This window comes from Microbacterium testaceum StLB037, assembly GCF_000202635.1.
In the GTDB taxonomy this organism is placed as follows: Bacteria; Actinomycetota; Actinomycetes; order Actinomycetales; family Microbacteriaceae; genus Microbacterium; species Microbacterium testaceum_F.
Genome location: NC_015125.1, coordinates 3,543,378 through 3,562,793, shown reverse-complemented (window position 1 = coordinate 3,562,793; position 19,416 = coordinate 3,543,378). Strand labels below are relative to the sequence as shown.

15 protein-coding genes are annotated in these 19,416 nt (G+C 69.6%); 4 read left to right on the top strand and 11 right to left on the bottom strand.

Features of this window, described 5'->3' with window-relative positions:
* Positions 1-84 precede the first annotated feature (84 nt).
* The 3 genes from ligA to MTES_RS16255 all read right to left on the bottom strand — a co-directional run bounded on the left by ligA (position 85) and on the right by MTES_RS16255 (position 4,889).
* The gene (gene ligA, locus MTES_RS16265) at positions 85-2,517 is read right to left on the bottom strand and encodes an NAD-dependent DNA ligase LigA (RefSeq protein WP_013586377.1); all 2,433 of its coding nucleotides are present in this window, start codon (positions 2,515-2,517) and stop codon (positions 85-87) included.
* Between the two features lie 80 nt (positions 2,518-2,597).
* Entirely contained in the window at positions 2,598-3,695 is a 1,098-nt protein-coding gene (mnmA, locus tag MTES_RS16260) for a tRNA 2-thiouridine(34) synthase MnmA (RefSeq protein ID WP_013586376.1), read from the bottom strand.
* 9 nt (positions 3,696-3,704) lie between these two features.
* Positions 3,705-4,889, bottom strand: a complete 1,185-nt coding sequence (locus tag MTES_RS16255; RefSeq protein WP_013586375.1) for a cysteine desulfurase family protein — start codon at positions 4,887-4,889, stop codon at positions 3,705-3,707.
* A gap of 48 nt (positions 4,890-4,937) precedes the next feature.
* Between MTES_RS16255 and glgX the strand changes: the two genes are divergently transcribed.
* The 3 genes from glgX (at position 4,938) to glgB (ending at position 11,310) form a co-directional block, all read left to right on the top strand.
* Positions 4,938-7,019, top strand: a complete 2,082-nt coding sequence (gene glgX, locus MTES_RS16250) for a glycogen debranching protein GlgX (RefSeq protein WP_013586374.1) — start codon at positions 4,938-4,940, stop codon at positions 7,017-7,019.
* A gap of 68 nt (positions 7,020-7,087) precedes the next feature.
* Positions 7,088-9,172 (top strand): alpha-1,4-glucan--maltose-1-phosphate maltosyltransferase, encoded by a 2,085-nt coding sequence (locus MTES_RS16245; RefSeq protein ID WP_013586373.1) that lies wholly within the window; start codon positions 7,088-7,090, stop codon positions 9,170-9,172.
* Complete coding sequence (glgB, locus tag MTES_RS16240; RefSeq protein ID WP_013586372.1) at positions 9,169-11,310, top strand: 1,4-alpha-glucan branching protein GlgB; 2,142 nt, start codon at positions 9,169-9,171, stop codon at positions 11,308-11,310. Before MTES_RS16245 ends, glgB begins: the two co-directional genes overlap by 4 nt.
* Positions 11,311-11,365: 55 nt before the next feature.
* On the opposite strand, the gene MTES_RS16235 is transcribed toward glgB, so the two are convergent.
* Together MTES_RS16235 and MTES_RS16230 are read right to left on the bottom strand one after the other, a co-directional pair.
* On the bottom strand, positions 11,366-12,307 hold the full coding sequence (locus MTES_RS16235; RefSeq protein WP_013586371.1) for a tetratricopeptide repeat protein: 942 nt from the start codon (positions 12,305-12,307) through the stop codon (positions 11,366-11,368).
* A complete protein-coding gene (locus MTES_RS16230; protein WP_043361611.1) occupies positions 12,304-14,169 on the bottom strand; it encodes a hypothetical protein in 1,866 nt (621 codons plus the stop codon). The genes MTES_RS16235 and MTES_RS16230 overlap by 4 nt, the downstream gene beginning before the upstream one ends.
* A 173-nt stretch (positions 14,170-14,342) precedes the next feature.
* Here MTES_RS16230 and MTES_RS16225 point away from each other — a divergent pair, with 173 nt between their 5' ends.
* Entirely contained in the window at positions 14,343-15,416 is a 1,074-nt protein-coding gene (locus MTES_RS16225) for an AI-2E family transporter (RefSeq protein WP_013586369.1), read from the top strand.
* Between the two features lie 4 nt (positions 15,417-15,420).
* Here MTES_RS16225 and MTES_RS16220 read toward each other — a convergent pair whose 3' ends face one another.
* From MTES_RS16220 to frr, 6 genes are all read right to left on the bottom strand, one after another.
* Positions 15,421-16,137, bottom strand: a complete 717-nt coding sequence (locus MTES_RS16220; protein WP_013586368.1) for an alpha/beta hydrolase — start codon at positions 16,135-16,137, stop codon at positions 15,421-15,423.
* Positions 16,137-16,424, bottom strand: coding sequence for a hypothetical protein (locus tag MTES_RS16215; protein WP_013586367.1), 288 nt, complete (start codon positions 16,422-16,424; stop codon positions 16,137-16,139). The genes MTES_RS16220 and MTES_RS16215 overlap by 1 nt, the downstream gene beginning before the upstream one ends.
* 9 nt (positions 16,425-16,433) lie before the next feature.
* Positions 16,434-16,949 carry a transglycosylase SLT domain-containing protein gene (locus tag MTES_RS16210; protein ID WP_013586366.1) on the bottom strand — a complete coding sequence of 172 codons (516 nt, stop codon included), beginning with the start codon at positions 16,947-16,949 and terminating at the stop codon, positions 16,434-16,436.
* A gap of 244 nt (positions 16,950-17,193) precedes the next feature.
* A complete protein-coding gene (locus tag MTES_RS16205) occupies positions 17,194-17,769 on the bottom strand; it encodes a DivIVA domain-containing protein (protein ID WP_013586365.1) in 576 nt (191 codons plus the stop codon).
* Positions 17,766-18,818: a phosphatidate cytidylyltransferase gene (locus MTES_RS16200; protein ID WP_013586364.1), complete on the bottom strand. Its 1,053-nt coding sequence runs from the start codon at positions 18,816-18,818 to the stop codon at positions 17,766-17,768. The genes MTES_RS16205 and MTES_RS16200 overlap by 4 nt, the downstream gene beginning before the upstream one ends.
* Positions 18,819-18,823: 5 nt before the next feature.
* Positions 18,824-19,378, bottom strand: a complete 555-nt coding sequence (gene frr / locus MTES_RS16195; RefSeq protein WP_013586363.1) for a ribosome recycling factor — start codon at positions 19,376-19,378, stop codon at positions 18,824-18,826.
* Positions 19,379-19,416 lie beyond the last annotated feature (38 nt).

Below are 19,416 nucleotides of genomic sequence, written 5' to 3'. Positions count from 1 at the left end.
GGGGTCGCATCGGCTCCGCCCCTCGCCCTGAACGCACGCACTCGATCGTCATGAATCCGGCCTCGTGGGTCGGCGGCGTGCCGCTCACTCGACCGAGGGCGTCGCCGGCTCGTCTTCACCGGATCCATCTGACCCCACCCCGTCGAGGGCGCCCGGCCCCTGCTCGACGAGAATGCGGAACTGCGCGGCATCCAGGATCCGCAGGCCCAGCTCCTCGGCCTTCGCGAGTTTCGAGCCGGCACCCGGTCCGGCCGCCACGAAGTCGGTCTTCTTCGAGACGCTCGAGGCCGCCTTGCCTCCCGCGGCGAGGATCGCCTCTTGCGCGCCCTCGCGGGTATAGCCGTCGAGCGACCCCGTGGCCACCACGGTGAGCCCCGCGAGAACGCCGCCCGCGGCCGCCGCCGCTCCCGGACCCGGGTGCCCCGGGATGGAGAACCGCACGCCCGCGCGGGACCAGGTCTCGACGATCTCCCGGTGCCAGTCCACCTCGAACCAGTCGATCACCGCGTCGGCGATGATGCCGCCCACACCCTCGACCGCGGCGAGCTCCTCTCGCGTCGCCGCGCGGATGGCATCCAGAGATCCGAACCACTGCGCGAGTGCGCGCGCCGCCACGGGACCGACGTGGCGGATGTTGAGCGAGACCAGCAGGCGCCACAGGTCTTTCGTCTTCGCCTTCTCGAGCTCGGCGACGAGCTTCGTCGCCTGCTCGGACGGGAGCACTTCGCGGTAGTCCTTTCGGATGCCGCGGCGTCGTCGTTCCGCCGGATCGAGGTTCTCGGCACCCGGCGGATACGATGCGGGACCGAGCTTCTGGAACGGGGCACGTCGTACGAGCTCGCCCGTTTCCGGATCGACCTTGCGTTCGCCCGTCTCGGAGTCGCGGACCACGACCTCGATCGGCACGAGCTGCTCCACGGTGAGGTCGAACAAGCCCGCCTCGGTGTCGAGGGGCGGGCGCTCCGGCACTTCGGGCTGCGTCAGCGCGGCGGCGGTGACCTCACCGAGCGCCTCGATGTCGAGCGCGCCGCGCGAGCCGATGTGTTCCACGCGCCCGCGGACCTGGGCGGGGCACGACCGTGCGTTGGGACACCGAAGGTCGATGTCGCCCTCTTTCGCGGGTCGCAGCGGTGTCCCGCACTCGGGACAGTCCGCGGGCATGACGAACGCGCGTTCGGTGCCGTCGCGCAGTTCCACGACGGGTCCGAGGACCTCGGGGATGACGTCTCCGGCCTTCCGCAGGACGACGGTGTCGCCGATGAGGACACCCTTCACCTTCACGACGTCCTGGTTGTGCAGGGTGGCCTGGCGGACGACGCTCCCGGCCACCTTCGCCGGCTCCATCACGGCGAACGGCGTCGCTCGCCCTGTGCGGCCCACCGAGACGACGATGTCGAGCAGCTTCGTGTTCACCTGCTCGGGCGGGTACTTGTACGCGATCGCCCAGCGCGGAGCCCTGCTCGTCGCCCCAAGCTCGTCGTGAAGCGCAAGCTCGTCGACTTTGACGACCACGCCGTCGATCTCGTGCTCGACGTCGTGCCGGTGCTCGCCGTAATGCGCGACGAACGAGAGGACGCCGTCGATGCTCGACTCGACGCGGCTGTAAGGCGAGGTGGGCAGCCCCCACGAAGCAAGGAGGTCGTAGATCTCGCTCTGGGCAGCGACCGGCGGGTCGGGCCAGGCGCCGATGCCGTGCACGTAGAGGGAGAGCGACTCGATGCGCGCGAGGCCGGCCTCGAGCTCGAGACCCGTCTTCTTGTCGATCTGCTGGCGCAGGCCCCCGCTCGCGGCGTTGCGGGGGTTGGCGAAGGCGGGGAAGCGTCGCGCGGCCGCCTGCTCGGCCTTCTCTTCGTCGAAGGGGCGGCCGGCGCGACGACCGGCGTGACGCTCCCGCGCCTCGGCGACAGCCCGGTCCCGGTACTCGCCCTGCAGACGGTTGAGGTTCTCGAACTTCGCGACGGGGATGAAGACCTCGCCGCGGACCTCCACGATCGGAGGGTGCCCCTCCCCCCCGAGCTCGCGGGGCACGTCCGCGAGACGCAGGGCGTTCTCCGTGACGATCTCGCCGACGCGCCCGTCACCGCGGGTCGCCGCCGAGGTCAGCACACCGTTCTCGTACCGCAGGCTGATCGCGAGGCCGTCGATCTTCAACTCACTGAGCCAGTGCACCGCGCGGCCCGCGGCTGCTTCGGTCTTGACCGCCCAATCGCGCAGCTCGTCGGGCGAGAAGACGTTGTCGAGGCTCAGCATGCGCTCGGCGTGTTCGATCGTCGCCAGGTCCGTCGCCTCGGCCGCGCCGACGGACAGCGTCGGGCTGTCCTGCCCCTGCAACTCGGGGTGGCGGCGCTCGAGAGCCTCGAGCCGATGCATCCATCCGTCATAGGTCGCATCGTCGACGAGCTCGGCGTCCCGCCCGTAGTAGGCCTCGCGCGCGTCGGTGATGCGCTGCGTCAGGTCGATGGCCTCTGCGCGCGCGTCATCGAGGCTGAGGTCGGGAAGCTGATCGTGCTCGGTCACCCCACCAGCTTAGGGAGGGGCTCCGACATCGCCCGTGGGCCTTGCGGAGCTCCGGGAGCCTGCCGCCCGTCGAGTGCTCCTCAGACCTCGACCGGGACCGCCGACACCGTCCGGTCGATGGTGAACTGCCCGATCACGCGCGTGCCGTCGTACAGCACCGCCGTCTGTCCCGGCGCCACACCGTCGAACGGGGCATCCGGCCGCACGGTGAGCACGCCGTCCTCGAGCTCCGCGAACGCGGGAACGGGGTCGGCGTGCGCGCGGATCTGCACGTCGCACGCGAACGACGTCGACGACGGTGCACGCCCCGCCCACGTGAAACGCTCCCCCGCGATCTCGGCGCAGGCAAGAGCCTCCTTCGGCCCGACCACGACGGTGTTGTTGACGGGGCGCACCTCGAGCACGAACCGCGGCTTGCCGTCGGGTGCCGGCACGCCGAGCTGCAGCCCGCGCCGCTGCCCGACGGTGAAGGCGTGGGCGCCCTCGTGGGTGCCGACCACGGCCCCCGAGCGGTCGAGGATCTCGCCCTTCTCCGCGCCCACCTTGTCGGCCAGCCAGCCGCGCGTGTCGCCGTCCGGGATGAAACAGATGTCGTGGCTGTCGGGCTTCTGTGCGACCGTGAGTCCGCGTTCCTCGGCCTCGGCCCGCACGAGCGCCTTCGACGGCGTGGCGCCGAGGGGGAAGTACGTGTGCGCGAGCTGCTCCGCGGTCAGCACACCGAGCACGTACGACTGATCCTTCGCGTTGTCGGACGCCCGGTGCAGCTCCCGCCCCTCCGGAGTGTCGACGAGGGTCGCGTAATGACCGGTGCACACCGCATCGAAGCCGAGCTCGAGCGCCCGCTCGAGGAGAGCGGCGAACTTGATCTTCTCGTTGCAGCGCATGCAGGGGTTCGGGGTGCGCCCCGCGCGGTACTCGGACACGAAATCGTCGATCACGTCGTCGCGGAACCGCTCCGAGAAGTCCCAGACGTAGAACGGCATCCCGAGCTTGTCGGCCGCGCGACGCGCGTCCATGGCATCCTCGATCGTGCAGCAGCCGCGGCTGCCCGCGCGCAGCGTCCCGCCCGCGCGCGAGAGCGCCAGGTGGACCCCCACCACGTCGTGGCCCGCATCGACGGCGCGCGCCGCTGCCACGGCGGAATCGACGCCACCGCTCATCGCCGCCAGAACTCGCATGGCTCCAGTCTACGAAGCGGGACCTGAACGGGCTCCGGATGCCACCGCCCGGGCGTACGCGTCGGGGAGCCGGGCGAGCACGGCGTCCACGTCCGCGACTGTCGAGGTGCGCCCGAGGGTGAAACGCAGGACCGACCGCGCAGCACGTTCGCCGAGCCCGAGCGCGAGCACCACGTGCGAGGGTTCGGCCACCCCCGCCTGACACGCGGATCCCGTAGACACCGCGATCCCCGCCATGTCGAGCAGGAACAGCAGCGTCTCGCCCGCGGCATCCGGGAACAGCACATGCGCGTTACCCGGAAGCCGATTCGTCGGATCGCCCAGCAGGCGAGCCTCGGGAACGGATCGACGGATGCCATCCACCAGCCGATCGCGCAACTCCGCCACGCGCCGCCCCTCGCTCTCGCGCTCCGCCTCGGCCGCCGTCGCCGCCGCCGCGAACGCGGCCGCGCCGGCGACATCCTGCGTCCCGGCGCGAAGCCCGCGCTGTTGTCCCCCGCCGTGGACCAGCGGAGTCAGGGTCGCATGGCGAGAGACGACCGCCGCCCCCACTCCGACGGGTCCGCCGACCTTGTGCGCCGACACCGACATCGCCGCGAGTCCTCCGCGGTCGGATCCCGGACCGCGCCATCCCGCGAAGTCGACCGGCACGCTCCCGAGCGCCGAGACCGCGTCGAGATGCAGGGGCACCCCGGCCCCGGATGCCGCGGACGCCAGGGCCGTGGCATCCTGCAGCGTTCCGACCTCGTTGTTGGCCACGAGCGCGGTCGCCAGCGCCGCGCCGGGAACCGCGGCGATGAAGGCCTCGGAATCGATGCGGCCGAGGCCGTCCAGCGGAACGGCCCGGACCTCGGCACCCGAACGGGACGCGAGCCAGCCGACGACGTCGAGGGTCGCGTGGTGCTCGCCGTCGGGAAGGACCACGGCCTGCGTCCCCGCCGTCCGGGCCCACCACAACCCTTTCAGCGCCAGGTTGGCCGCTTCGGTGCCGCCGGAGGTGAAGACGATCTCGATGGGCTGGCAGTGCAGCACCCGCGCGAGCTCGTCGCGCGCGTCCTCGAGCAGGCGCCGGGCGGCCTGGCCCGCGCCGTGGATCGAGGAGGGGTTGCCGAGCACCTCGTGTGCGGCGAGCCACGCCTCGCGAGCTTCTGCGCGCAGAGGAGTCGTCGCTGCGTGATCGAGGTAGACCTGCATCACGCTCCCCTTCCGAGATCCACTGTCGCCTTCACTACCCTAGGTCTCATGGTCCGACCCGAGACTGTCCTTCCCCCGCACCCCGGTCTGCTTGACAGCACGTTCGACGACCTCGGCGTGACCTTCGGCCCCCACGGCGGAACCCTCCGCGTGTGGTCGGGGCACGCCGATGCGATGCAGCTCCTCGTCTTCGACGACGTCGACCTCGACTGGGCGACGGAGACCCTTCCGATGGCGCCCGTGGGCGACGGTGTCTTCGAGGCGACGACCCCGCTCCTGCGCCCCGGCGCGCGGTACGCGATCCGCGTGGGCGGCCCGCACGGGCCGGGGAACACCTTCAATCCGCAGTCCCTGCTCATCGAGCCGTACTCACGCGGACTCGTCTCCGGAAACTACGGCGACTGGCGCTCCGTCGTGGTGGACGGCGGCTTCGACTGGGGATCGTCCGTCAAGCCCCGCGTCCCGATGGACCGCACGGTCATCTACGAGGGGCACGTCAAAGGCCTGACGAAGCGGCATCCGCTCGTCCCTCCCGCTCTTCACGGCACGTACGCCGGTCTCGCGCACCCCGCCATGATCGATCACTTCCACTCTCTCGGGATCACGAGCGTCCAACTCCTCCCCGTTCACGCCTTCGCGACCGAGCCCCGCCTGCTCCAACTCGGGCTGTCGAACTACTGGGGCTACAACTCGCTGAACTTCTTCACCCCGCACGGCGACTACGCGACGGCGGGAAGTCGCGCCGCGGGCCCCGAGGCGGTCCTGCGCGAGTTCAAGGGCATGGTGAAGCTCCTCCACGAGGCGGGTCTCGAGGTCATCCTCGATGTCGTCTACAACCACACCGCCGAAGAGAGCATCGGGGGCCCCCGCACGAGTCTCCGCGGCATCGACAACCGCTCGTACTACCGCCAGACCGCTGAAGGCGTGTACATCGACGAGACGGGATGCGGGAACGCGGTGAACACGTCGACGGATGCCGCTGCGCGCCTCGTGCTCGACTCCCTGCGCTACTGGGCGAACGACGTCCAGATCGACGGCTTCCGCTTCGACCTCGCGGTAACGCTCGGACGCGACGAGAACCATTCCTTCACGCCCGACCATCCGCTGCTGCAGGCCATCCGCGACGACGAGCAGCTGGCGGGGACGAAGCTCATCGCCGAGCCGTGGGACGTCGGCATGGGCGGGTGGCAGACCGGTGCCTTCGGAGAGGGCTGGCACGAGTGGAACGATCGCTACCGCGATCGGGTGCGCAACTTCTGGCTGAGCGACATCGATTACGCCCGGCGGGCGGACACCGCGCCGGTCGGCATCGGCGGGTTCGCCACGCGCCTCGCGGGGTCGTCGAACACCTTCTCCGAGGAGCGCGGCCCGCTCGCGAGCATCAACTTCGTGACCGCGCACGACGGCTTCACGCTTCGCGACCTCGTCTCGTACGACGTCAAGCACAACCTCGGCAACGGGGAGCAGAACCGCGACGGCGCCGACACGAACCGCTCGTTCAACCACGGCGCCGAGGGGCGTACCGATGACGAGCGGGTGCTCGCCACGCGCCGCAAGGCGATGCGCAACCTCCTGGGGACGCTCCTGCTCTCGGCCGGCGTCCCCATGATCACGGCGGGCGACGAAATGGGCCGCACCCAGCGCGGCAACAACAACGCGTACTGCCACGACTCCGCGCTCACGTGGCTCTCCTGGGACCTCGCGCCCTGGCAACGCGACCTGTTCGCCCACACCCAGCGGCTCTTGCAGGTGCGGCGCGAGAACCCGGCGCTGCGCCCCAAGCGTTTCGCGCGAGCGGGCGAGAGCATCCCCTCCGCCTCCGTCATGGAGTGGTTCGACGAGCACGGCGAGACGATGTCGAGCGAGCGCTGGACGGATCCGTCGCATCGGACCCTGCAATACCTCGCGACCTCGACGCCCGAGGAGGAGGCGCTCAACCGGATCCTCCTCGTCGTGCACGGTGACGAGCGTCCGGTCGAGGTGACATTACCCGTCGTCGATGGGGCCCAGAGGTACGTCTCGCTCTGGTCCAGCGACGAGGAGGCCCCCACGGAGCAGGGCGACGCGTTCGCCCCCGGCGAGCTGATCGACCTCGGCGGAACCTCGATGAGGTTGTTCCGCGTCGAGTAACCCGGCCGCCATGTCAAGGCCGGGAGAATCGATACGGCGAGGTCGGCGGGCCGCGATAGGTTCGGACCGTGGCCACCACGACGACTCTCTCGCCCGTACGTCCCTGGCGCAGTGGCGCCTCGATTCCCGAGCGCACGGTCAAACCGACGCCGACCGCGAAGGGCGTGGTGACCCCGCGTATCCCTCTCGCTCTGCCGCACCCGAGCGTCCCCGGCGGGCGGTTCCGCCCCTCGGCATACGTCGGCGAGGCGGTCCCCTTCACCGTCACCGCGTTCCGTGAGGGGCACGATCGCATCGGTGTGCACGTGCGCCTGTTCTCGCCGTCGGGCGACGAGTCGCTGCACCGCCTCAGCCCGCTGAACGACGGCTTCGATCGGTGGTCCACCCTCGTCGCGCCGCTCGAACAGGGCGTGTGGCGCTTCCGCTTCGAGGCGTTCGCCGACGAGTTCGCGACGTGGGAGCACGCCGCCGACCTCAAGATCGCCGCCGGCGTCGACGCACCCCTGATGCGCGAGATCGGGGCGCAGCTCTTCGATCGCGCGCGCGGGGAGAAGAAGCGCCCCGCGAGCGACAAGGACGTGCTCTACGACGCGGCCCGCGCCCTGCGCGACCCCGACACCCATGACGACGTCGCCCTCGAGATCGTCCGCAGCCCCGAGATCGCGGCCCTCTTCGCCGCCCGGCCCGTGATGAGCCTGGTGTCGGTCGGACGCGACACCGAGCTTCTCGTCGAGCGCGAGCGCGCCGGCGTCGGAGCGTGGTACGAGTTCTTCCCCCGCTCGGAGGGCGCGACGCGTGCCGACGACGGCACCGTGGTGAGCGGAACGTTCCGCACCGCGACCGATCGCCTGCCGGCCGTGGCCGACATGGGCTTCGACGTTCTCTATCTGCCTCCGATCCACCCCATCGGCGAGAGCAACCGCAAGGGCCCCAACAACACTCTCGTGACGGCCCCCGGCGACCCCGGGTCGCCGTGGGCGATCGGCGGTCCGGCCGGGGGTCACGACACCGTGCACCCCGACCTCGGTACCCTCGAGGACTTCCGTGCGTTCGTGGAGGCCGCACGCGGCCAGGGCGTCGAAGTCGCGCTCGACCTCGCTCTCCAGGCGTCGCCCGATCACCCGTGGGTCACCGAGCACCCCGAATGGTTCACGACGCTGCCCGACGGCTCGATCGCCTACGCCGAGAACCCGCCGAAGAAGTACCAGGACATCTACCCGGTCAACTTCGACAACGACCCCGAGGGCATCCGCGCCGAGGTGCTGCGCATCGTCCGGCACTGGATCGCGCAGGGCGTGCGCATCTTCCGCGTCGACAACCCTCACACCAAGCCCCTGCAGTTCTGGGAGTGGCTGATCGCCACCGTCAGCGCGGAAGAGCCCGACGCCGTCTTCCTCGCGGAGGCCTTCACCCGCCCCGCCCCGCTCCAGGGCTTGGCCATGGCCGGGTTCCAGCAGAGCTACACGTACTTCACGTGGCGGAACACGAAGGAAGAGCTCGAGGAGTTCTTCTCGGGCCTCGCTCACGACACGGCGGACTTCCTCCGTCCGAACCTCTTCGTGAACACCCCTGACATCCTCACCGAGTACCTCCAGTTCGGCGGTCGTCCCGCGTACAAGATCCGCGCCGCCCTCGCCGCCACCGCGGCACCGACGTACGGCGTCTACGCCGGGTACGAGCTGTACGAGAACGTGGCGCGACCCGGCTCCGAAGAGAACATCGACAACGAGAAGTACGAGTACAAGTTCCGCGACTGGGCCGGGGCTGAGGCAGCGGGCGATTCCCTCGCCCCCTACCTGCGTCTGCTCAACAAGGCGCGTCGCGAGCACCCCGCGCTCCTGCAGCTGCGCAACCTCGACGTGCACTGGAGCGACGACGACGCGATCCTCGTCTACTCCAAGCATCTCGACGCCGCCCTCTCCCCCACGGGCGTGAGCGACACGATCATCGTCGTCGCCAACGTCGACCCGCACTCGACGCGGCAGACCACCGTCCACCTGGACACGACGGTCTGGGGTGTCGAGCCCGGCACGCCCTACGAGGTCGAAGACCTCGTGACCGGGCAGGTCTGGACGTGGGCCGATCACAACTTCGTCCGCCTGGACGCGTTCGACGAACCCGTGCACATCCTGCACGTCAAGGAGGTCCGATGAGCACCCTTCCCCCCGAGCTCCTGGATGCCGTCGCCTACGGCACGCACCACGACCCTCACAGCGTCCTCGGCGCGCACGAGACCGCGCAGGGGTGGGTGATCCGCGTCCGTCGTCCCCTCGCGAGAGAGGTCGTGGCAGAACTGCCGGACGGGACGACCGTGGACTTCGCGCATGTGCGCGAGGGGATCTGGGAGGCATCCGCTCCCGCACACCCCGGCGCCTATCGCGTGCGCTCGACCTACGATGACGGCGTCGGTCACACCGCCGACGACGCCTACCGGTTCGCCCCCTCCGTGGGTGAGCTCGACCTGCATCTCATCGCGGAGGGGCGTCACGAGGAGCTGTGGCGCGTTCTGGGCGCACACGCGCGGGAGTTCGACGGCGTGGCCGGTACCGCGTTCACCGTCTGGGCTCCCGATGCCCGCGCCCTGCGCGTGATCGGCGACTTCAACGGCTGGGACGGCCAGGGCAGCGCGATGCGCTCCATGGGCTCCAGCGGCATCTGGGAGATCTTCCTCCCCGGTGTCGGTGTGGGCGCACGCTACAAGTTCGAGATCCTCGCCCGCAGCGGCGCGTGGCTGCAGAAGGCCGATCCGATGGCGCGTCTCGCCGAGGTGCCGCCCGCGACCGCATCCGTCGTGACCGACTCCGACTACACGTGGTCGGACGACGCGTGGATCACCGAACGCTCGAACTCCGCCCCGATCGACCGGCCGATGTCGATCTACGAGCTGCACATCGGCTCGTGGAAGCAGGGCCTGTCGTACCGGGATGCCGCCGACGAGATCATCGACTACGTCGGAGCCCAGGGCTTCACCCACGTCGAGTTCCTCCCGCTGGCGGAGCACCCCTTCGGTGGCTCGTGGGGGTACCAGGTCTCGGGCTACTACGCCCCCACCAGCCGATTCGGCAACCCCGACGACCTCCGCTACCTCATCGACCGTCTGCACCAGGCCGGCATCGGCGTGATCATGGACTGGGTCCCCGGGCACTTCCCCAAGGACGAGTTCGCCCTCGCCCGCTTCGACGGCGAGGCGCTCTACGAGCACCCGGATCCCCGCCGCGGCGAGCACAAGGACTGGGGCACGCTCATCTTCGACTACGGCCGCAACGAGGTGCGCAACTTCCTCGTCGCCAACGCGCTGTACTGGTTCGAGGAGTTCCACGTCGACGGCCTGCGCGTGGATGCCGTGGCATCCATGCTCTATCTCGATTACTCCCGCAACGACGGCGAGTGGGCCCCCAACCAGTTCGGTGGGCGCGAGAACCTCGAGGCGATCCGCTTCCTGCAGGAGGTCAACGCGACCTCGTACAAGCGTTACCCCGGTATCGCCCTGATCGCGGAGGAGTCGACGAGCTTCCCCGGCGTCACCGCTCCGACCTCGCACGCCGGCCTCGGCTTCGGTTTCAAGTGGAACATGGGGTGGATGAACGACTCGCTGCAGTACATCGCGCGAGACCCGATGTACCGCTCCCACCACGAGGGCGAACTGTCGTTCTCGTTCGTGTACGCGTTCAGCGAGAACTTCATCCTGCCGATCAGTCACGACGAGGTCGTGCACGGCAAGGGCAGTCTCTTCGGACGGATGCCGGGAGACCACTGGCAGAAGCTCGCCAACATGCGCGCGTTCCTGGCGTACATGTGGGGGCACCCGGGCAAGCAGCTGTTGTTCATGGGTCAGGAGTTCGGGCAGATGTCCGAGTGGTCCGAGGGCCGCGGCCTCGACTGGTGGATGCTGGACCAGCCGTCGCACGCGCAGCTGCACGACTTCGTCGCCGAACTCAACCGCGTGTACAAGGACCACGCGCCGCTGTGGTCGCGCGACCACGACGGAGCGGCCTTCTCGCGCCTGGGCGCGCCGGCGTGGAACCCCAACGTGCTCGCCTTCGCGCGCCGCGATCACCACGGCAACACCGTCGCCGTGCTGTGCAACTTCTCGGGCGTCCCCCTCGGCGACTTCCCCATCGACCTGCCCGAGGCGGGGACGTGGACCGAGGTCCTCAACAGCGACGCCGAGGCCTTCGGCGGCTCGGGTCAGGGCAACTTCGGCGCGGTCACGACGGACGCCCGCGGAAGCGCCACACTGACGCTGCCGCCCCTCGGAGTGTTGTGGCTTCAGCACTCCGCCGGCGCCTGACCGGCGCGGATACGACGAAGGCCCCGTCCTCGGACGGGGCCTTCGTCATGTCGTGTCAGAAGAGAAGGGATGCCAGGCGGCCCCGCGCGCGGAGGACGCGGGCGTCGTCGTCCCCGACGATGCCGAACAGCTCCAGCAGGCGCGCACGCACCGGAGCGCGCTCCTCCGCGGGGAGGGCCGCGAAAAGATCGAGCAGGCGCCCGAACGCGTCGTCGACGTGACCGCCGGCGAGGTCGAGATCGGCCACGAGGAACTGCGCCTCGACGTCCGTGGGAGCGGCAGCGGCAGCCGCACGAGCCTGCGCGAGGTCGGCGCCCTGCACGCGGTTCAACAGGCGCACCTGGCCGAGACCCGCGGCCGCCTCCGTGTCGCGCGGGTTTTCCGCGAGAGCACGCTCGTACGCCGAGATCGCGCGAGGATAATCGCCCTCTTCGATCGCGGCGAACGCCTCCGCGTGGAGCGGCGGCAGGGGCGCTTCGGCGGGCTCGTCGGCATCCGGTGCCCCCTCGCCCGTCGGCACGGTGCCGGTGACCCCGTGCTGAGCGGCGAGCTGCAGAAGCTGCGCGAAGACCTCGCGCACCTGCTGCTCGGGTACGGCGCCGGTGAACAGGGGGACGGGCTGACCGGCCACCAACGCCACCACCATCGGGATGGACTGCGCGCGGAATCCCTGCGCCAGCTGCGGATTGGCGTCGACGTCGACCTTCGCCAGCACCACACGACCGCCGAGTTCGGTCACGCCCTTCTCGAGGATGGGGCTCAGCTGCTTGCACGGCCCGCACCATTCGGCCCACAGATCGACGACGACGGGCACCGTCCGAGAGAGCTCGAGCACCTCCCCGAAGGTGGCGTCGGTGACGTCGAAGACGAGCGGTATCGCCGGGGCGTCCGCGGACGCGGGGCCCTCGGCGGACGGAGCGGGGGGCGTGGGGCGGTTGCGCAGCGACGACAGGTCGACCGCACCGCGCAGGACGGAACCGGGGGCGGGAGTGCTCACGGGGACACCTTCGCTTCGAGGAGGCTGGATCGGTAACCGAGGAGGCGGATCGGATCGTTCGACCCCTGGCTGGGGACGTAGAAGAAGATCTGATCCGAGTACGTCGTCGTGAAGCCCTTCGCGGACTGGTCGACGCCGGTGAGCGCCTTGACCGCGGGGTTGTTGTCGAGCTTGATGACCGCGTCCGCGTTCGTCGGCTTCGCCGTGTCGCTCTCGTAGACGTTGACGGCCACGATGGCGCCGGTGTCGAGCGTGGCGAGCGCGATCGGGGCGGTGGGACCGGCCGCCGCGGTGAAGCTGATCTCGGCCGTGCCCTGACCGGTCTGGTTGAGCTCGTCCGTGCGCTTCTTCTTGTTGTCCTCGATCGCGGGCAGCAGAAGATCGTTGGCCGTGTCGAACTTCGACCACGACGCGCTGTTCTGGCCGTTGTTGATGAGGTCGGCGTAGGCCGACGCGAGTTCGTTCGGCGCCATCACAAGGAACGACGAGTCCGGCGGCACCTGCGTCGCGCCGACGTACGGGGCCGCCAGCTCGGGCAGGTTCGTGGATGCCTCGAGGTTGCCGACGTAGGACGCGCGGTACTCCGACCAGGGGTCGTCCTGCGTCATCATCATGATGGTCGTCGTGGGCGCACTGGCGTCGTCCGACTCCACCACCGTCATGACCGTGCGCGGCCACGTGTTCGTCGTCTGCGGCAGGGTGATCTGCACCGGCTCCGCGGGGATGGCCGGCAGAGCGGGCCGATCAGGGATTGCCGCACGGAGGGTGTAATTGGTCTTGCGCTCCGCGAGGGCGGGACCCGTCAGACGGGTCTCCGCCGCGGTGGCGTCCATCGCCGCGTCGGCCTGAGCGACCGTCTGCGAGATGCGCGACACGATGCGCTGCGCCTGCGCCTCGGTCACGGCGGGAGGGAACTGCCCCTCCGGAACGATGACGGTGGCGGAGGGGCTGGGCGAGTCGGAGGCCGCGATCTGGGGCCATGCGTCGGCCGAGCACCCCGCGAACAGGGCCGCGGAGACTCCGAGGGCGGGGATGGCGATGAGCGAACGACGTCCGCGCCCCAGCGTCCGCCGGCGGGATGTCTCGCTGATCACGCCCTTGTCCTCGGCATCCGCGATCGAGATGGGCTCGGTGACGGGCAACGGCAATCCCTTCCGACGCGGGCGCCGCGAACGACGGACGTGACGGATGCCGAGGACGTAGAGGACCAGGCCGATCAGCAGCACGACTCCCCCGCCCACGATGAGCGGGCCCGCCCAGGGAGTGGAGTTGTCGACGGGCCACGTGAGGGTGATCGACGAGGGTGCCGGAGCCGTTCCGTCCGAGGCGACGAGGACGCTCATGTCGGCGGGAAGTTGCAGCGTCTGCGTCAGTGCTCCGGGCTGCTCGAACTCGTCGAGCCACAGGTCGGAGCCGACCGGCGAACGGCCGCCGGAGGCCTGCGCGCCCGTCGTGCCGGTGGTGTCGGTGCCACCCGTCGTGTCGGTGCCCCCCGTGGTGTCGGTCGCGCTCGGAGTCGCGCCGGCGGTGGGCGTCACGGTCGGCTGCACCACCGAGGTCTGCATGGCGCCCTCGTCGGCCGTCGTCACCGAGGTGTACTCGGCATCCGCGAGCCAGGCGCGCATGTCCTCCGTGCGGCCGTACGCCACGAACACGGTGGAGCTTCCTTCGACGCGCAGCGTCTGCGCCCCCGGGAGCTTGCCGAGCACGGCGCCGTCGATCATCGTGTACGCGGTCGATTGATCCGTTCGGATCGATTCCGATGCCTCCGCGGGACCTTGGAAAACGGTGCGCTGGGCGATGCCCGCACCGATCATGACGGCGGCGATGATGAACGCCACCACGGCCCAGACGAATCTCACGCTATGCACCATCCCCAATCGGCGACTCGGGTGGTCGCCGAAGAATCGACGTTTCAGACTATCGGAGGACTCCTGAAAGTTCTCGGCGAGGACCATGTGGGCGACGTGCCCGACGGCTCAGTATCCTGGCGGGACGGACGCGGCCAGGGCCGCAGGAGGCGGGAGTCCCCGGCATGAAGATCCACAACCCCTTCCGGGTCGCGCTGCTCGCGACGCTCGGCGTCGGCGTCGGGCTCTTGCTCATCGGCAGCGTCGAGAACCTCTCGACGATCCTGCTGTACGTCGGCACCGCGCTGTTCCTCTCGCTCGGCCTCGATCCGGTCGTCTCCTTCCTCGAGCGGCGAGGACTCCCCCGCTGGGCTGCCGTCCTCGCGACGATCCTCGGCGTACTCGGGATCTTCGCGGGCATCATCTTCATGGTCGTCCCGATCATCGTGAGCCAGATCACGCAACTCGTGGCACAGATCGAACAGCTCTTCCGACCCGGCCGGTGGAACGAGATCGTCCTGGGCGCCCAGGACTGGGCCTCGGCCAACTTCCCGTGGCTCCGGCTGGACGAGGTGTGGGCCGGCATCCAGCACTGGTTCTCCACGCTCGACGTCGGGTCCATCTCGACGATGATCGGCAACAGCCTGCTGACCTTCGGCGGTGCCATCGCGGCGGGCCTCGGCGGCGCCTTCATCGTGTTGATCCTCACGATCTACTTCACGGCATCCACTCCGTCCTTGAAGTCCGCGGTCTACCAGCTCGTGCCCGCGTCCAAGCGCGCGCGCTTCATCGAACTCGCCGAGAAGATCACGGATTCGGTGGGCTACTACGTCATGGGCCAGGTCAGCCTGGGTGTGATCAACGGCATCCTGAGCGCCATCTTCCTGAGCATCATCAACGCCCCGTTCCCGGCCGTCCTCGCGGTCGTGGCGTTCTTCTTCTCGCTGATCCCGCTCGTCGGCACCCTGACCGGGTCCACGATCATCGTGCTGACGTGCCTGATTCCGGGACTGGGCTCGCCGACCATCGCGATCATCGCCCTGATCTACTATCTGATCTACATGCAGATCGAGGCGTACGTCATCTCCCCGCGCATCATGAACCGCGCCGTGTCGGTTCCGGGGGCGGTCGTGGTGATCTCCGCCCTCGCGGGTGGCGCCTTGCTCAACCTGTTGGGCGCGCTCATCGCGATCCCGGTGGCGGCGAGCATCCTGATCATCTATCGCGAGGTCATCATCCCGCGACAGAACGAACGCTGACGGCTCAGAGGTCGTCGTCCCATTCGGTCGGGAGCGGCAACGCGTCGGGGTTCACGGCCGCGACGATCTCGGTGAGGACGCGGCGCGTCTGGGTCTCGCCGACCCAGAGATGCTTGCCGCCCTCGACGGCGATCAGCGTCGCGTGCGGGATCGACGCGAACCGCTCACGGGCCTCGTCCGGGCGCAGGTAGTCGTCGAACTCCGGTACCAGCACGACGACCCGGCGCGTGTCGCCACCCCAGGCGGCGACCTCGTCCGCGGTGGCGCGGTGGAGGGGCGGAGAGAGCAGAATAACGCCCTCGATGTCGTGATCACGGCCGTACTTCAGCGCCAGCTCGGTGCCGAACGACCAGCCGACGAGCCACGGCCGGGGCAGACCGCGCTCGCGCACGAGATCCATCGCCGCGGCGACGTCGAACACCTCTGCCGCTCCCCCGTCGAAGGCGCCCTCGCTCGTTCCGCGCGGTGACGTCGTGCCGCGCGTGTTGAAGCGCAGCACGGCGAGGTCGGCGAGGGCCGGCAGGCGTCCCGCGGCCTTCCGCAGGATGTGCGAGTCCATGAAGCCGCCGGCGGTCGGCAGAGGGTGAAGCGTCACGAGCGTCGCGACGGGGTCGCGATCGACAGGAAGCGCGAGTTCGCCGACGAGGGTCAGTCCGTCGACGGTCTGCAGGTCGATGTCTTCGCGTCGTGCCGGGAGCAGGACGGGTCCGCGGATCTCCATCACGCAATCCTCCAACACGGAGTGTGCCAGTGTCGACGCGCGGCCAGATCGGCCGCATCACCCAGGACGCCGTCGGCGCGCCACACCACGACGTGCGCGACACCGGGTTCGACCGCCCGTCCGCAGCCCGGGCAGCGATACTCCTTCTGCGCCTGTGGCGCCGAGATCGGCTGCACGGTCCACTCGATACCGCGCTTGATCTCGCTGCGCTTCCACCCGGCGATCAGGCGATCGAGCGAGTCATCGCCGTGGCGAGGATCCGGACGGCGTTTGCGTGAGCGGGGCATGGATGCCACTCACCACCAATGGTTGCTGGTCCAGAAGGCGTAGGCGCCGGCCCAGCTGCCGTAACGACCCGTCGCGTAACCGGTCGCCCAGCGCAGATTGTCCACCGGGTCGTAGCCGTTACCGGGGACCTTGCTGCACGGAAGAGCCTGCACGAGTCCGCACGCCCCCGAGGAGCGGTTCGTCGCGTTCGGGTTCCACCCGCTCTCGCGGCTCACGATGTAGTCGACGTAGCCCATGTCCGCCTCGGAGATGCCCGCGGCTGCCATCCACTCGGCGGGAGCGCCCCCACCGGTGTAGAACAGCGGCCCGCCTCCCCCGCCGTCCGACGAGCCCTGCTCGCGCGGCGTCGGGGTCGGCGTCGGAGTGGGCTTCGGCTTGACGTAGACGTTGTAGCTCGCCCGATCGAGGGTGGGAGCTTCGCGCTCACCGGACGTCGACACCTCCTGGGTGTCGTTGAGGCCTTCGGCGAACAAGGTCACCGTCTTCGGCTCCTCGGCCTGCGCGCGGGAGACCACCGCACCCATAGGCCCCACGTACGCGGCGGCGAACAGAAGCGCAGCGCAGCCGGCGAACGCACCGACGACTCCACGCCGACGAGACCACCGCGGCGTCCGGCGGTGCGGGAGCGCGGGGGGAACGACGTCCCCCGTGGCCGCGCCGCGGCGCGATACGTGGCGGGACGACGCACGTGTGAGGTCGGATCCGGAAGTCACAGTTCTCCGAGTCTACCGATGCCGTGCGGTGGGTGCGACGTGTGCGGGATGTGCATCAACCGATAGCGAGCATGACCTCGACGACAGCGTCGAGCACGGCATCCACCTGCTGCTCGCGATACCCCCCGCGCTCCATGCGGAACGCGACGGAGCGCACCTGCTCCGCGGTGATCGGATCGCCCGCGGCCAGATAGCGCGCGATCCGGTCGGCCGCGACATCCACCTCGTCGACGCGGTACCCGTAGCGCAGGAAGCCGACGCGATCGAAACGGTGGCCTCGCGGACGCTGAAGTCGGTCGAGGACGACCTGCGCGGTGTCGCGCGTCTCGGCCACCCAGGCACGGGCGCCGAGGCGGGAGAGCGCGTGCTCGCGCTCGCGCGCGGCGAAGGCGTCTTCGACGCGACCGAGCGCTGCGTCGACCGGGGCGATCGCATAGCCCCCGCGGACCAGCGGGAACGCGGTGGCGCGGACCTCCGTCGAGCGGAGAGTCCCCTCCGCGTCGGATTCGAAGGCCTCGCGTGCGCGGGACAAGAACTGATCGACGGCGCGCTTCTCGTACCCCTTCGTTCGCCCGGGGGCGTCGGGGAAGAGCGTGCTCGTCGTGCGGTCGTCGATCGGCGTTTCAGTCATGACACTCCCAGCGGGGCGAGCAGATAGAACATGGCGAGTGCGGCGATCGCCGACGGGAGGATCGAGTCCAGACGGTCGAGGACACCGCCGTGCCCGGGCAGCCAGGAACTCATGTCCTTGATGCCGAGGTCGCGCTTGAGCATGGACTCGCCCAGGTCGCCGACCGTCGCCGTGGCGAGGACGACGCCGCCGAAGATCAACCCCGCCCACCAGGGGATGTGGAGCATGAACGCCGCGAGCAAAACCCCGGCCACCAGAGCGGCGACGCAGGCTCCGGCGAAGCCCTCCCACGTCTTCTTCGGGCTGATGCGCGGCGCCATGGGATGCCGCCCTCCGCGCCCGAAGGTGAGACCGGACACGTACGCACCGGTATCGGAGACGACCGCGACGATCAGGAAGGCGAGGACCCACCACTCCCCCCGGTCCTCCGACAGCAGAATCGTCGCGAAGCTGCCGAGGAACGGCAGATAGAGCTGAAGGAAACCGGCGACGAGGACGTCTCCGAGGACGTCCGCCCGCGTCCGGCCGTCCCGCGCGAACATCTGCCCGACCAGTCGCCAGACGATCACCACGACGACGGAGGCGATGGCGGCGACCCAGTGCACCCACAGGCCCGCGAGGAAGCCGCTGAGGAGCAGGAGAAGACCCAACCCCAGTTGCGGCACGATGTCGACGCGTCGCCCGGCCGCTTGCAGCGCGCGCGAGAACTCGAAGATCGCCAGCCCCACGGCCGCCGCGGCGAACAGCACGAACAGCCACTTGAAGAAGATGAGCGAGGCGATGACGACGACGCCGATGGACACGCCGATCAGCGTGGCCAGGATGAGGTCGCGGCCCGTGCGCTGCTTGATCCGCTCGTTCGCCTGGTCGAACTCCGCTCGCGCTTGGGCGATGTGCTGCTCGGCATCCGTTCGCATGGATCGCAACTGCGACTCGATGGCCGTCACGCCCTCGCCGGTCGCCGGCGACCGCCGGGACCCGTCGACGCGACGACGACCGGCCGCACCGGTGTGCGGATCGGCGTCGTCGCGTGTGGAGTCATCGGACATGGACGTCAGACCTCGAGAAGCTCGGCCTCTTTGCGCTTGAGCGCCTCGTCGATCTGGTCGACGTGCGCGCGCGTGACGCCGTCGAGCTCTTTCTCGGCGCGGACCAACTCGTCTTCACCGACGTCGCTCTTCAGCGCGTCGAGGTCGTCCTTGGCCTTGCGGCGGAGGTTGCGGATCTGGACCTTCGCGTCCTCGCCCTTGCCGCGCACGAGCTTGACGTACTCTTTGCGGCGTTCCTCCGTGAGCTCGGGCATCGTGATGCGCACGATGTTGCCGTCGTTCGTGGGGTTCACGCCCAGGTTCGGCATGTCGCGGATCGCCTGCTCGATCGCCTTCAGCGCCGACTTGTCGTACGGGTTGATGACGAGCGTGCGCGCCTCGGGGTTGTTGAGCGAAGCGAGCTGCGCGAGCGGCGTCGGCGAGCCGTAGTAGTCGACGAGGACCTTCTGGAACATCTGGGGGTTCGCGCGCCCGGTACGGACGGTCGCGAAGTCCTCCTTGGCGGCCTCCACGGCGCGATCCATGCGCGCTCCGGCATCGGCGAGGACATCGGCGATCACGGTGACTCCATTCGTTGGGACTGACATCTCAGTCTAGT